The following is a 12,543-nucleotide window of genomic DNA, read 5'->3' on the forward strand; positions in this document are numbered from 1 at the left end:
AGGCCGATAGGGCTAGCGCAGGTGTTCGATTCGGAGTAATGTCGATGTCGTGGCCAGCGACAACAGACCCGAGACGACGTGCACCGAGTGGTGGCGTGTCGATACGGCGACGCTGCATGCCCGTAAGCAGGAATTGGAAGTGCTGAAGCGTCAAGCGGATGCCGAACAGAATGCGATCCTGGCGGAAATCAACGCGCGCGGGGTTCGGGGATGTTCAGGTCATTCGACGTTGGCGGCGATGATTTTCGAGGATTTCCATGTCACGGACAAGGAAGCCAGTGCCCGCGCCGACCGCGTGCTGGCGCTGCATCCCGGCGTGGAGGTAGGCGGCGGTGTCGTTCCACCCCTGGCGCCCCTCACCGCCGAAGCCGCGGCCGAGGGCGCGATCGGCGGCAGCCAGATCGACGCGATCATCCGTACCCTCGCGCGGATTCCTTCGAGCGTGCCGGAAGAGGACGTGCGGAGCGGGGAGAAGATCCTCGTCGACCTCGCCCGGCAGGCGGGGCCACGGCAGATCGCCCGCGCCGGGCGCCGTCTGCTGGACAAACTCGACCCGGACGGCAAAGAACCCCGCAACGAGGACCCGAAGGACACCCGACCGGAGCTGCGGTTCGTCACACACCGCGACGGCACCCTCGGCCTCAAAGCGCGACTCGACCTCGAAACCTACGCACGCCTGAAGTCCGACCTCGACCCCATGGCCAAACCACACAAAGCCATCGACGGCGTCCGGGACTCCCGCACCCAGGACGAACGCTACGGCGACGCGTTCACCGACTACGTCCGGTTGAAAACCACCAGCCGGAATCTGCCCGGCCAGGCCGGGGAAGCGACGCACATCCTGGTCACCATGTCGTATGAGGACCTCATGCGCGATCTCGGGGAAGCCCACCTCGACCTCGTCGGGCCGATCAGCGCCACCGACGCCCGCATCCTCGCCTGCGACGCCCGCGTCCGCCCTGGCGTCCTCGGCACCGCAGGCGAACCCTTGGACATCGGCCGCTCGAAACGCACCGTGTCGCTGGCGCAGAAGTACGCGCTCACCATTCGCGACGGCGGCTGCGCGTTCCCCGGCTGCGACATGCCGGTACCGCGCTGCACCGCCCACCACATCGTTTTTTGGCGCCACCACGGCGAAACAAAGATCGACAACCTGGTGTTGTTGTGTACTCGGCATCACCGGTTGATCCACCACAGCGAATGGAAAGTCCGCATCGCCCAAGACGGACTCCCCGAATTCACCCCACCCGCCTACCTCGACCCCACCGGAACCCCAAGACGCAACACCATGCACCTCCGGACATAAGCCGACCCCGTTGGGCTCAGTTGGTCGTGAGCGGCGAGCCTCGTGAGTGGTAAGGACGGTTAGAACCGTCCTTACCACTCACGAGGCGAAGGGACTCACCTCGCATCGAATGCGGGGAAAGTCCCTTTCCCCGCCTGTCCCGAACGAACCGCGGCATCCGGCGGAGTCCCTAATCCAAGGCCAACTCCCCGACCACCTGATCCCCGCTCTTCTCTCCTGTCAACCGGAACCCGAGCCTCAGGTAAAAGCGCTCGGGCCCGTCCTCGCCCGGGTGCCAGGAGGCGGTGAGGCGGTTGCCGCCCCGGCGGCGGATCTCGGCGGCCACGGCCCCGACCGCGAAACGGCCGTAGCCCCGGCCCTGCTCGACGGCCGCGATGTTGAGCCGCCACAGCCCTGAGCGGATGTCGGTGCCCGTGCCGTCACCCGCGAAGTCGATGCCCAGGAAGGCCATGAGGAAACCCACCAGCCGGTCGCCGTCGAAAATGAGTCGAGGCCAAGCGATGCCGGGGTACACATAGGCCTCGGCGAGGGACTTCACGACCGGCGCGACCAAATGGTTCTGATCCGGGTGGACCTTCAGCTCGATCGCGGCGTCGAAGTTGGCGGCCGTGACCTCGGCCAGCCGGAGTGTCATGCCCTAACCCCCCTCGTCCACCACGGCCCGGATCACGTGCCGCGCGTTTCCCGCCATGGCCTCGTTCGTCTCCCGGTAGTACGGCAATGCGATCAGCGCCTGCGAAAGAGTCCTCACGCGGCCGCGGCTCCAGGTCACGTCGTCCACGCCCAGGGCCTCCCGGAAGACTTCCCGCGCATCGGCGGGCAAGAGATTCCACGCCGGGAACAGGTCGCAGGCCGGATCGCCCGCGCCCATGCAGCCGAAATCGATCACTGCGGAGAGCCGATCGCCGTCCAACAGGAGGTTGCCCGGCATCAGGTCGGCGTGCAGCCACACCGGCGCCCCCTCCGGCTCCGGCGTCCGCAACGCGTCCTCCCAGAGAGCGAGGACGGCGTCGCAGTCGACGTTCTCTTCCGGAATCGTGCGCAGGTGTTCGATCGCCGACCGCGTCTCCGCGTCCAGCGTCGCGAGCGGTCCGCCGCGGTGTGCCTTCGGCGCCCGCGTCGGCGGAATGCGTCGCATCGCCAGCACGAACTCGGCCAGGTCTTCGGCAAGCGGCACGGGCAAGCCGAGCGCATCCGGCCGCGGATTCTCACCCGGCAGCCAGCGATATACCGACCATGGCCACGGGTAACCGTCCGCGGGCAGTCCTGCCCCGAGCACCTCGGGGATCGGCGTGGGCAGCCGTGACGCGATACGGGGCAGCCACTTCTGCTCCAGCGCCACGTCCTGCGCACCGCTCTTTGTCAGCGGCAACCGTACGACCATGTCGTCGCCCAGCCGGAACATGGCGTTGACCGTGCCACCGGACGGCCACCGTTCGACCGCCTGCCCATCCCACCGAGGGAACTGTGCCGCGATCAACTTCCGTACGAGGTTCTCGTCGACCACGACGGACATCCAACCACCGCCGGGCATCATCGAGCCATGCCGATCCTCACCGGCCCGGAGCCGCTCACCCCGGAGACCACCATCCGTCCGGCCCGGCCGGGCGAGGAGGACGCCGTACTCGACCTCCTCGCCGAGGCCGCCGCCTGGCTGGCGGGCCGCGGGATCCATCAATGGCCGCAACGCTTTCCGCGGGAATCGGTACGCCACCAGATCCAGGTGGGCGAGGCGCTGCTGATCATCGGACGCCGCGAGCCGATCGCGACCTGCGTGGTGACCGAGGCGGATCCGGAACTCTGGGGCGTAACCGCGGAATCGGCCTACTATCTGGGCCGCCTCGCGGTGGCGCGGAAAGCGGCCGGGGCCGGGCCCGGGAACCGGATCATCGACTGGATCGGCGAGAAAGCCGCCGCGCGGGGCAAGGCCTTCGTCCGGGTGGCGACCACGAGGGACCACCCGGCCTTGCGCGGGCTTTACGCGCGTGCGGGCTTCGAGCACGTGGCGGACCCGCCCGCGGCTGAATGGCCCACCAGCCTTTACCAGCGGCGAGCGGCCGTCGGCCCGTGATCACGGCAGACCGAGGATTTCCGGCCGCGCCGCGTATTTCCGCCAGTGTCGCCCCGGTTCCGTGACCAGACGTCGTCGTTCGAGATCCAGCAGCCCGGAGACGCTTTCCACCTCGGCGACGACGGCACCGTCCGGAGCCACGAATTCCTGGACGACGCGTGACACTTTGCCCGGCTCCCAGGTGAACCGGGTCAAGACGTCGATCCGCGCGCGGGCGCGAAGCTCGCGGCGGAACCGGATCGTCGTTTCGAGGTTCACGGGGCCGAGGTTCCCGGCCTTGAGCGCCAACGGGTCCACCCCGGCCGCCCACACGCATTCCCAGCGCGCGTGATCGGCGTACGCGAGGTAGGCGGGGCCGCGTACGTGACCGTTGATGTCGAGATCGTCCGTGCGGATGTCGATGGTGACGCGAAAAGGTTCGAGCACTTCCCGATCTTCGCCTCGGCGGGTCACCTCAGTCTGGAACGTTTCGGCCAGTCCAGGACCGCACGAGCGCGCCGGGCGAGGCGCCCGCCAGCCGTCGGCACTCCCGTCCGAGGTGAGACTGATCCGCGTAGCCCACATCGGCGGCGACGCCGGCGAGCGACGCATGGTCCCGTGCCACGGCCTCGACCCGATTGAGGAACCGGTGGAACCGCAGCACCCGCTGCAGTTCCTTGGGACCGACGCCGACGTCGTGCCGCACATGCCGCCGAAGGCCACGCTCGCTCACACCGAGCTCCGCCGCCACCCGGTCGGTGCGGGCGCCGGGCGCACGCAACGCGCGAGCGGCCGCGACCGACAGCCCGTCCGGCTCGACGTCCCGGATCCGCTCGGCGACCAGCGCTTCCAGCACAGACCGCGCCTCGCCAGGCGTCCCGGACCCGGCCAGCCTGGATTCCGCACGGCGTGCTTTCGCGGCCCACACGTCGCGCAACGGGGTGGCGCCCGCGGTCAGCTCCGTCATCGGCAGGCCCAGCACCGCACCGCCGGCGCCGCATCGCAGGCGGAGCCCGACGGTCCAGTCCGCCGACGGCAGGTCATGCCGCAGCACACCGTGCACCGTGGTGACCGCGGCGAGCACCCTCCCGTCCCAGACGAGGTCCACACAGCCGTCCGGGAACACCGTCAGCGGACGGCGGCACCCCACCAAGCCCGTCCAGGCGCTCTCGACCACGCCGGCCACCGCCGCGGCCGGCGTGCTTTCGCGGTACACCGAACGGCCCGAACGGCGACGCAGCGGAACACCCACGCCGGCAGTATGCCCCCGCCCACCGACAAGATGCGCTCCACTTGATCATGCTGAAGACTTGCCGTCGTGCTGCGGCCGGTGCTCGACCCGTCCCCTGCCGAGTGGATCTCCTCCAGGCTCGGCGGGGCTTTCGGCGCGGCAGGCCGCACGGTCCCGCGTGGATACGCCGCCTACGCGCGCCTCTGCCACCCCGCCGAACGCGACCGCGGCGGCTGGGCGAGCTGGCGCGAAGCCGCGGCCGAAACGGGACGCCGGGCCCATGGCGCCATGCAGTGGCACGCGCTCGTCGGCTCCCCGGATCCGGTGAATCTCACCGGCGCGCTCTGGCGGGGCTCCCCGCCGGGACGCGGCACCCTGCCGTCGCACAGCCTCACCGCCCTGCTGGCCGTTCTCGGCGAGCACACGTCCGCCTCGGAAGCCTGGTTCTGCCTTTGGGAAGGTTACGACTGGGCCGACGAGGCGACGTTGTCCCGCGAGCATCTCGACGCGCCGCGCCTGCGCCTTCCCGGCCGGGACTACCTGCTGTTCAGCGGGCCGCTGAAGTCGGCGGCCGAACTCGGCTGGCGGCCCCGGCCGAACTGGTTCGAGGCGCAATCCCCCAATCTGTTCTGGCCGGACGATCGCGCGTGGTGCGTCGCCACCGAGGTCGACTTCGATTCGACCCTCGTCGCCGGGGACGAGGCCCTGATCGACGCGCTCCTGGAGACACCCGGCCTGGAGGCATGGCGGATCGAATCCGACACCTCGCTCGCGGCCGACGGGGACCGGATCAACCGGCTCCCCTGAGGGTCAGCGCTCTTCGATCGCGTCGACCTTCGTCGGGTAGAACGCCACGTGGTCCTTGATCCCGGCGACCGCGTCGTGCGGCGCCTCGTAGGTCCAGACGGCGTTCTCGGCGAGGCCGTCGCCGGTGCGGATGCTGTAGTACGACGCGTCGCCCTTGAACGGGCAGTACGTCGAGTGTTCCGTCCGCTCCAGCAGGCCGAAATCGACGTCGGCACGCGGGATGTACTGCACGGGCGGGTAGTTCGCCTCCCGCAGCGTGAGCACGTTCGCGCTGTCCGCCACGACCTTCCCGCCTGCCGTGACGACCACCCGCGCCGGGTTCGGCGCCACCGTGATCGGATGGGCCGCGCTGGGCTTCAACACCTTCTTGTCAGACATACCGGGCACAGCGACGCCGAACGCGCGGATATTCCCCGTCAGGGCAGGTAGTACATCGGATTCGGCAGCTTGACCGGGAACTCGGCGTAACCGCCTTCGAGGTCGCTGAACTGGTCGCCGAAGTTGGCCAGGATGGTCGCGCCGGTCGCGGCGATGTGCTTCCGAGTGCCCGATTTGTACTGGACGGTGGTGCAGGTCAGCCCGCACGGCAGGTAGTCCGGCGCGGTGGTCTTCGGTTTGAAGAACGCCCCCGCCGGCGCCGGGTAGCCCTCGTTCGCGAGGTTCTTGAGCGACTGCGGGCCCTGGAACTCGTTGCGCCCGGTCAGGAAGTAGATCTTCACGCCGCGCTGCGCGGCCCAGTTCGCCAGTTCCAGCACCGGCTTGTTCGCGACGAACGTACCCTTGTCGATCGCTTCCTGCTGCTTCACCGGGTCGAAGCCGAAGTCGTTGTCCGCTTCCCAGCCGTAGGTGACCTCGGCGGTGTCGTCGACGTCGAACACGACGGCGGGGTTCTCGACGCCCCGGTCCAGCCTCCGCGTGAGGTAGCGCTTGGCGTCCTCGACCTGGCGCTTGGTGTCGGTGACGAACCGGCTGCCCTCGGAGTATCGGTGCTTGCCGTCGCTGCCGACGACATCGCCGTAGTAGGCCTTCACGTCGAGTTTGACCTGGCCGATGTTGGCGGGCTCGTGACCACGCCGCCAGGTGGCGTCGTCTTGATTCGCGACGGCGGTGGCACCGCCCGCGAGGACGGCTCCGGCGGCCGCGGCGGCGGCCAGTTTCAGCAGACCGGTGAACCGGCTCATGGAAATGCTCCTCACGTCAGCTGTGCGCGGCAAAGGAACGCTACTCCAGAACGACCGATTCTGGTCAGTACCAAAGTAGCTTCTTCACCGCCGCGCGGTTTCAGCTTGCGGCGCAAGGCATCCGGGTCTATGTCGAGACCGCGGACGAGGATCTCCAGCCGACCGATATCGTGTTTTCTCAGCAGTACACGAAGATTCTTCTCGCTGTACGGTCCGTGCTCGAACACCCGGAACGCCCGGATTCCCGGTGGCGGACTGTCCCCGGTCAGGTACGCGATGCGTTCGTCGAGCTGCCACAAGCCATGTCGCGCCGCGTAATGCCGCACGAGTCCGGCCCGGACCACGGCGCCGTCGGGGTCGACGATCCATTCACCCGGCTCACGGACGGGAATCTCGTCGGGGTCGGCGTCGGTGACCGTCCACTGTGCACCGTCCGAACGCAACACCGTCGCCCGACGCGACACCGTCGAACCCACTCCGCGCCACAGGCACGCCTCGCGGACCTGACCGTCCAAAGAGACCAGTTCGACCTCGTCCGCCCAGGGCGCGATGGAGAAATCGAGACCGGGCGCGCATTTGACCGAGAGTTCGCGTCCCGGATACGCCTCGACCAGGCCGTCCAGCGGCGGCAGGAAATCGGCGGGCTTCCACGCCCGGCGTCCGGCGGAGTCGCGGCGGGCGGGATCGGCGACCACGACCGAAGATCGGCTGACCGGCCGCAACGCGTCGGCACGCACCAAACCGGGCGAAACCGTGGCTTCGAAAGCGTTGTGCCGCGCCATCGCCAGCCGGACGTCGTCCAGATCCGATCCCAGCGCCCGGGAGGCGACGCGGGCGATCTCGACCAGGTCCGCGCCGACGGAACACGTCACGTCATGGACGTCGCGACCGGCGAGCCGCGAAGCCCGGTGCCGGGCGACCAGAGTGGCGCTGGCCTGCTGGAGGGCGTCGCCGGTGAACAACCACGAGCCCGCGGAGTCCAGTTTGGGCGAGGACTTCCGCCGCAGCACCACCGTTTCCAGTACCGCGGCCGCGTGGTCCGGGGCGATCCGGCGCACGGCGGCGACGTCGGCGATGCGGGTCTTGTCGGTCAGCGGCAGGGACGAGCATTCGTCGAGCGCCGCGCTTCCCGCGCCGGAGCGCAGGAAGGCGACGTCGTCGAGCGTGAACTGATACGGCACCTACGGACGCTTGGTACCGGTGATCATCACGTTGTAGAACAGCTCGCGCGGCAGCACCTTGGCGAGCAGCTTCTTGTCCAAAGCGGACAGCCGCAGCCACAGCCGGTACGCGAACAGACGCCAGCGCAGGGTCAGCTTCTCCTGCGGTACGGCGGCTTCGAAGGTCCGGATCGGCCAGCCCGCGAGAGCGGCGGCGAACTCCTCGGTGACCGCGCGGACGTCCTGCGCGCCCGCGCCGCGGGCCATCGACTCGAGGTCGGACGGGTCGAACGTGTGGATGTCGACCACGGCCTCCAGCGCGGCCGCGCGGGAGGACTCGTCGAGTTCCTCCTGCGGACGGCGCCAGCCGTTCAGCACCGGGAGCTTGGTCAGGTTGGTGGTGAGGTACCACGTGATCTGGCCGAGCTTGCGGGCGTAGAAGTCGCCGACCTTCGTCGGCTCGCCCGCGAAGACGAACCGGCCGCCCGGCTTCAGCACCCGCAGCACCTCGGCGAACGCCGCGCGGACGTCCGGGATGTGGTGCAGCACGGCGTGCCCGACGACGAGGTCGAAACTGTTGTCCTCGTACGGGATCCGCTCCGCGTCGGCGACCCGGCCGTCGACGTCGAGGCCGAGGTTCTCGGCGTTGCGCAACGCGACCTGCACCATTCCCGGCGAGAGGTCGGTGACCGACCCCTTCTTGATCACCCCGCCCTGCATCAGGTTCAGCAGGAAGAAGCCGGTGCCGCTGCCCAGTTCCATCGCGGTCGGGTACGGCTGGCCGTCTTCACCGGCGACGGCGTTGAACACGTCCGTCGCGTAGGAGATGCAGCGCTCGTCGTAGGAGATGGACCACTTCTCGTCGTAGGTCCCGGCTTCCCAGTCGTGGTAGAGCACGTTGGCGAGCTTGGGGTCGCCGAAGGCGGCCTTGACCTCTTCGGCGGTGGCGTGCGGGTTCGGCGCGGGGTCGTTCACCTGGGTCATCGTGCTTACTTCCCCTCGAAGGTGGCCTTGCCGGGGCCGTTTTCGATGAACGACTTCATGCCGTTGCGCTGGTCCTCGGTCGCCCAGAGCGCGGCGAAGAGGTGGGATTCGAGCTTGAGGCCGCTCGCGAGGTCGGTGTCGAGACCGCCGTCGATGGCGGCCTTCGCGGCGCGAAGCGCCACGGCCGGACCTCCTCCGAACTGCGAGGCCCACTTGTGCGCGGCGGCGTAGACGTCGTCCGGCGCCACGACCTCGTCGAGGATGCCCAGCGCGAGGGCCTCATCGGCCTTCACGAAGCGGCCGGTGAACACGAGGTCCTTGGTCTTGCTCGGGCCGATGAGCCGCGCGAGGCGCTGCGTGCCACCGGCACCGGGGATGACGCCGAGCTGGATCTCCGGCTGGCCGACCTTGACGTTGTCGCCGGCGATCCGGCGGTCGGCGGTCAGCGCGAGTTCGAGGCCGCCGCCCAGCGCGTAGCCGGTGATGGCCGCGACGACCGGCTTCGGGATGTTCGCGATGGTGGCCAGCGACGCCGTCAGCGCCGCGCCGAACTTCGCGATCTCGGGGTACGTGCGCTCGGCCATCTCCTTGATGTCCGCACCACCCGCGAAGGTCTTCTCGCCACCGTAGAGGATCACGGCGCGTACGTCGTCGCGCTCGGACGCCTCACGGGCCGCCTCGGCCAGCTCGGCCTGCACCTGGTTGTTCAGCGCGTTGACCGGCGGGCGGTCCAGCCGGATCGTGCCGACCCCGCCTTCGACCTCAAGGCTTACGAACTCTCCCACGCCAGTCCTCCTCAACGGGCCGTCCACAACGACAGACTGCAGGCTACCGGTCAGTACGACCTCTTCGGGGGTCCGGGGGTCGCCCCCGGAAGACTCAGCGTCGACGGGCGAAGAAGCGATCACCGGACCGTTCGAGCAGGAGGTCCTGGTCGAACGTCTTGGACAGGTTGTCGCTGGTCACGACGTCGTCCACGAGGCCGGAGGCGACCGCGCGGCCGTCGCGCAGCAACAGCGCGTGGGTGAATCCCGGCGGGATTTCTTCCACGTGATGGGTGACGAGCACCATCGCCGGGGCCTCCGGGTCGAGGGCCAGCTCCGAAAGGCGGGCGACGAGGTCCTCGCGGCCGCCGAGGTCGAGTCCGGCGGCGGGCTCGTCGAGCAGCAGCATCTCCGGGTCGGTCATCAGCGAACGCGCGATCAGCGTCCGCTTGCGCTCGCCCTCGGACAGCGTGCCGAAGGTGCGCTCCGCCAGGTGCGCGATGCCGAGGGCGCCCAGGAGCTCCAGTGCGCGGTCGGTGTCGAGGCTGTCGTATTCCTCACGCCAGCGGCCGACGACGGCGTAACCGGCGCTCACCACGACGTCGACGACGCGTTCCTCGCCGGGCACACGCTGGGCGATCGCGGCCGAGGTGAACCCGATCCGCGGGCGCAGCTCGAAGATGTTGACCTTGCCGATCCGGTCGCCGAGCAGGTCGACCGTTCCGGTGGTCGGGTGGAGTTCGGCCGCGGCCAGCCGGAGCAGGGTGGTCTTGCCCGCGCCGTTCGGGCCGAGCACCACCCAGCGCTCGTCCAGTTCCACGGTCCAATCGAGGTCGGCGAGGAGGTCGTTGCCTGTTCGGCGGACCCCGACACCGGTCATCCTCACCACGAGGTCGTCAAGTTCGCTGGGCTGGATCGGCTCGCTCACGCGCCCATTGTGTCCGCACACGCGCGCGTGTGTGCACCGGGCCGCCGGTCGGTGGAAAGCGGCTGGTCCAGGAAGTGAGACGAAGCGACCCTGGGCAGGACACTGTGGCAGCATCGAGGACGTGATCAGGTCCGTGGCCGCCGCCTTCCCCGTCATCGGGGGCTCTTTCTGGCGCCGTCGTGCCATCGACCTGCTCCTCGTCGCCTCGTGCGGGTGTACCACCGCGCGACACGGCTGAGTTCCGCTCTTCCGACGGCACACCCGTGTCGCGCCGCGTTCGGCCCTGCCTCCGAGCCCGCGAACTTTCACGAGGAGCCTCACCGTGACCACGTCCATCACGCCCCGTCAGGACTTCGAGATCCACCCTCGGCTGGTCGACCCGCTGCTGCCGGAACTGCTGCACCCCGAGCGTCTGCTCTGGACGCCCCGGGAGCTGGCCGAGCTGACCTCGACCGTCACGACCGAGCTGACCGCGGGCCTGCGCGGCCTGCTGCGATTCGACGAGGACCACCGCTGGTGGGCACGGCTCGCGCTGACCGACGGCGTCGAGCTGTGGCTGCTGTCCTGGCTGCCCGGCCAGCGGACCAAACCGCACGACCACGGCGGCGCTTCCGGCTCGTTCACCGTGCTGCAGGGCGAACTCGGCGAGGAGTACCGCTACCCCGGCGGCCCGGTCCGGCGCCGCACGCACGCCGCGGGCGAGGGCATCGGCTTCGGCGCGGGCCGCGCGCACCAGGTGACCGGCATCGGCACCGAGCCCGCCGCCAGCGTCCACGCTTACTCGCCGCCGCTGGTCGCGACCCGCGAGTACCGCACGCTCGCCGACGTCCCCGCCGAGATCCCCTCGCCGGCCCCGATACTGGGCCGATGAGCACTGGGCCGATGAGCGCGATCGACACCCTGCTGGCCGCCGCCCGGGCCGGATTGGACCGGGCGGCGCCCGAGGAGGCGCTGAGACTGCAGCGCGACGGCGCCCTGATCGTGGACATCCGCCCGCACGCCAACCGGCTCGAAGAGGGCGAGATCCCGGGCTCGGTGGTCGTCGAGCGGATCCATCTCGAGTGGCGGCTCGCGCCGGACAGCGATTGGCGGCTGCCGCAGGTGAAACCGGACTCGACGGTGATCGTCGTGTGCAACGAGGGGTACTCGTCGAGCCTCGCCGCCGCCGACCTGCAGCGGCTCGGCCTGCCGGGGGCCACCGACCTCGAAGGCGGATTCCGCGCATGGCGTTCGGCCGGGCTCCAGATCCGGGAGGGCGGCACCCCGGCCGTCCCCTGAACCCGCGCTAGCGGCGGACCGCCAGCCGGGCGATCGAGGCCGGGGAGAGTGGAAGCGCGGCGTGGATTCCGGCACCGCGCGTCGGCCTGGGGTTGACCAGCACGCCTGTCGCCGCGTCACGCCTGGCGGCCGCGAGCACGACCTCGCGGCCGGTCCGGTGCCGGATCCGGGCCCAGCCCGCGCCGGTGAGGGCGCGGTACTCGGCCAGCAGGCGCTCGTCGGTGAAGACGCACAACCAGTCGCCGTGCGCACCGAGGCGGGCCGGGATCGGGGCGCCCGCCTCGTCCGCCGGGCCCCACACCGTGCCGTCGAGGAACATCCGCATGACCGACGGGACGGGGTCGCGCGGACTTCCGCCGGTCTGCTCCCGCTCCGGGCGGACGTTCTCGGCGATCCAGCGCGAAGCGAGCCTGAAGTCTTCGCCGGTGAGGTCCTCCTGGAAACCGTCCAGGCTGTTCTTGACGCTCCCGAGGAAGTCGTAGAACCGCCGGGTGCAGGTCCGCTCGGAGACCGCCACCCGGCCACGGCCGACCATGGTCCTGATCCGGCCGACCATGCCCGCCCCGCCGTTCACCGGATCCACGCCGAGGTTGTAGGCGGTCCAGACGATCTCGGGCATGAGCGGGTCGGCGAACCGCTCGAGTACGCGGTTCAACCGCAGAAGGACGATCTCGCGCACCCGGCCGGGCTCGGCGTCCTCGGCGATCCCCCAGATGTCCCGCAGTTCCGGCCCCAGCGCCCGGCGCAGCCCCTCCTGCCGGATGCCGGCGCGGGCGTGGACATGATGCAGCCGGTCCTTGGCCCTGCGCGATTTTTTCGTTTCCTTCGCCGAAGCCACCATTCCTCCGCGATTC

Annotated in this window: 16 protein-coding genes; 5 read left to right on the forward strand and 11 right to left on the reverse strand. The window is 69.8% G+C overall.

What is annotated here, in order from left to right:
- Positions 1-49 precede the first annotated feature (49 nt).
- Positions 50-1,306, forward strand: a complete 1,257-nt coding sequence (locus tag H074_RS19000) for an HNH endonuclease signature motif containing protein (RefSeq protein WP_039922785.1) — start codon at positions 50-52, stop codon at positions 1,304-1,306.
- Between the two features lie 169 nt (positions 1,307-1,475).
- Here the strand turns inward: H074_RS19000 and H074_RS19005 are convergent, their stop codons facing one another.
- Positions 1,476-1,940: a GNAT family N-acetyltransferase gene (locus tag H074_RS19005; protein ID WP_007031669.1), complete on the reverse strand. Its 465-nt coding sequence runs from the start codon at positions 1,938-1,940 to the stop codon at positions 1,476-1,478.
- Positions 1,941-1,943: 3 nt separating this feature from the next.
- A complete protein-coding gene (locus tag H074_RS19010) occupies positions 1,944-2,822 on the reverse strand; it encodes an aminoglycoside phosphotransferase family protein (protein WP_085940969.1) in 879 nt (292 codons plus the stop codon).
- Between the two features lie 27 nt (positions 2,823-2,849).
- Between H074_RS19010 and H074_RS19015 the strand changes: the two genes are divergently transcribed.
- Entirely contained in the window at positions 2,850-3,377 is a 528-nt protein-coding gene (locus H074_RS19015; RefSeq protein WP_007031671.1) for a GNAT family N-acetyltransferase, read from the forward strand.
- Here H074_RS19015 and H074_RS19020 read toward each other — a convergent pair whose 3' ends face one another.
- Positions 3,378-3,803 (reverse strand): acyl-CoA thioesterase, encoded by a 426-nt coding sequence (locus tag H074_RS19020; RefSeq protein WP_007031672.1) that lies wholly within the window; start codon positions 3,801-3,803, stop codon positions 3,378-3,380.
- A gap of 28 nt (positions 3,804-3,831) precedes the next feature.
- Positions 3,832-4,608, reverse strand: coding sequence for a helix-turn-helix domain-containing protein (locus tag H074_RS19025; protein ID WP_007031673.1), 777 nt, complete (start codon positions 4,606-4,608; stop codon positions 3,832-3,834).
- 66 nt (positions 4,609-4,674) lie between these two features.
- On the opposite strand from H074_RS19025, the gene H074_RS19030 reads away from it, so the two are divergent.
- Positions 4,675-5,394 carry a hypothetical protein gene (locus H074_RS19030; RefSeq protein WP_007031674.1) on the forward strand — a complete coding sequence of 240 codons (720 nt, stop codon included), beginning with the start codon at positions 4,675-4,677 and terminating at the stop codon, positions 5,392-5,394.
- Between the two features lie 3 nt (positions 5,395-5,397).
- Here the strand turns inward: H074_RS19030 and H074_RS19035 are convergent, their stop codons facing one another.
- The 6 genes from H074_RS19035 to H074_RS19060 all read right to left on the reverse strand — a co-directional run bounded on the left by H074_RS19035 (position 5,398) and on the right by H074_RS19060 (position 10,411).
- Positions 5,398-5,772 (reverse strand): DUF427 domain-containing protein, encoded by a 375-nt coding sequence (locus H074_RS19035; protein WP_039922787.1) that lies wholly within the window; start codon positions 5,770-5,772, stop codon positions 5,398-5,400.
- A gap of 38 nt (positions 5,773-5,810) precedes the next feature.
- Positions 5,811-6,575, reverse strand: coding sequence for an HAD family acid phosphatase (locus H074_RS19040; RefSeq protein ID WP_007031676.1), 765 nt, complete (start codon positions 6,573-6,575; stop codon positions 5,811-5,813).
- An 11-nt stretch (positions 6,576-6,586) separates the two neighbouring features.
- Positions 6,587-7,756, reverse strand: a complete 1,170-nt coding sequence (locus tag H074_RS19045; RefSeq protein WP_007031677.1) for a class I SAM-dependent methyltransferase — start codon at positions 7,754-7,756, stop codon at positions 6,587-6,589.
- Positions 7,757-8,719 carry a class I SAM-dependent methyltransferase gene (locus tag H074_RS19050; RefSeq protein WP_007031678.1) on the reverse strand — a complete coding sequence of 321 codons (963 nt, stop codon included), beginning with the start codon at positions 8,717-8,719 and terminating at the stop codon, positions 7,757-7,759.
- A gap of 5 nt (positions 8,720-8,724) precedes the next feature.
- Positions 8,725-9,504 carry an enoyl-CoA hydratase/isomerase family protein gene (locus H074_RS19055; RefSeq protein WP_007031679.1) on the reverse strand — a complete coding sequence of 260 codons (780 nt, stop codon included), beginning with the start codon at positions 9,502-9,504 and terminating at the stop codon, positions 8,725-8,727.
- 94 nt (positions 9,505-9,598) lie between these two features.
- Positions 9,599-10,411 carry an ABC transporter ATP-binding protein gene (locus H074_RS19060; RefSeq protein WP_007031680.1) on the reverse strand — a complete coding sequence of 271 codons (813 nt, stop codon included), beginning with the start codon at positions 10,409-10,411 and terminating at the stop codon, positions 9,599-9,601.
- A gap of 322 nt (positions 10,412-10,733) precedes the next feature.
- On the opposite strand from H074_RS19060, the gene H074_RS19065 reads away from it, so the two are divergent.
- Both H074_RS19065 and H074_RS19070 read left to right on the forward strand, forming a co-directional pair.
- Positions 10,734-11,282: a cysteine dioxygenase gene (locus H074_RS19065; RefSeq protein ID WP_007031681.1), complete on the forward strand. Its 549-nt coding sequence runs from the start codon at positions 10,734-10,736 to the stop codon at positions 11,280-11,282.
- Positions 11,283-11,293: 11 nt separating this feature from the next.
- Positions 11,294-11,689 carry a rhodanese-like domain-containing protein gene (locus H074_RS19070; protein WP_007031682.1) on the forward strand — a complete coding sequence of 132 codons (396 nt, stop codon included), beginning with the start codon at positions 11,294-11,296 and terminating at the stop codon, positions 11,687-11,689.
- A gap of 7 nt (positions 11,690-11,696) precedes the next feature.
- Here the strand turns inward: H074_RS19070 and H074_RS19075 are convergent, their stop codons facing one another.
- On the reverse strand, positions 11,697-12,530 hold the full coding sequence (locus H074_RS19075) for a hypothetical protein (RefSeq protein WP_039922789.1): 834 nt from the start codon (positions 12,528-12,530) through the stop codon (positions 11,697-11,699).
- Positions 12,531-12,543 lie beyond the last annotated feature (13 nt).

The organism is Amycolatopsis decaplanina DSM 44594, from assembly GCF_000342005.1.
In the GTDB taxonomy this organism is placed as follows: Bacteria; Actinomycetota; Actinomycetes; order Mycobacteriales; family Pseudonocardiaceae; genus Amycolatopsis; species Amycolatopsis decaplanina.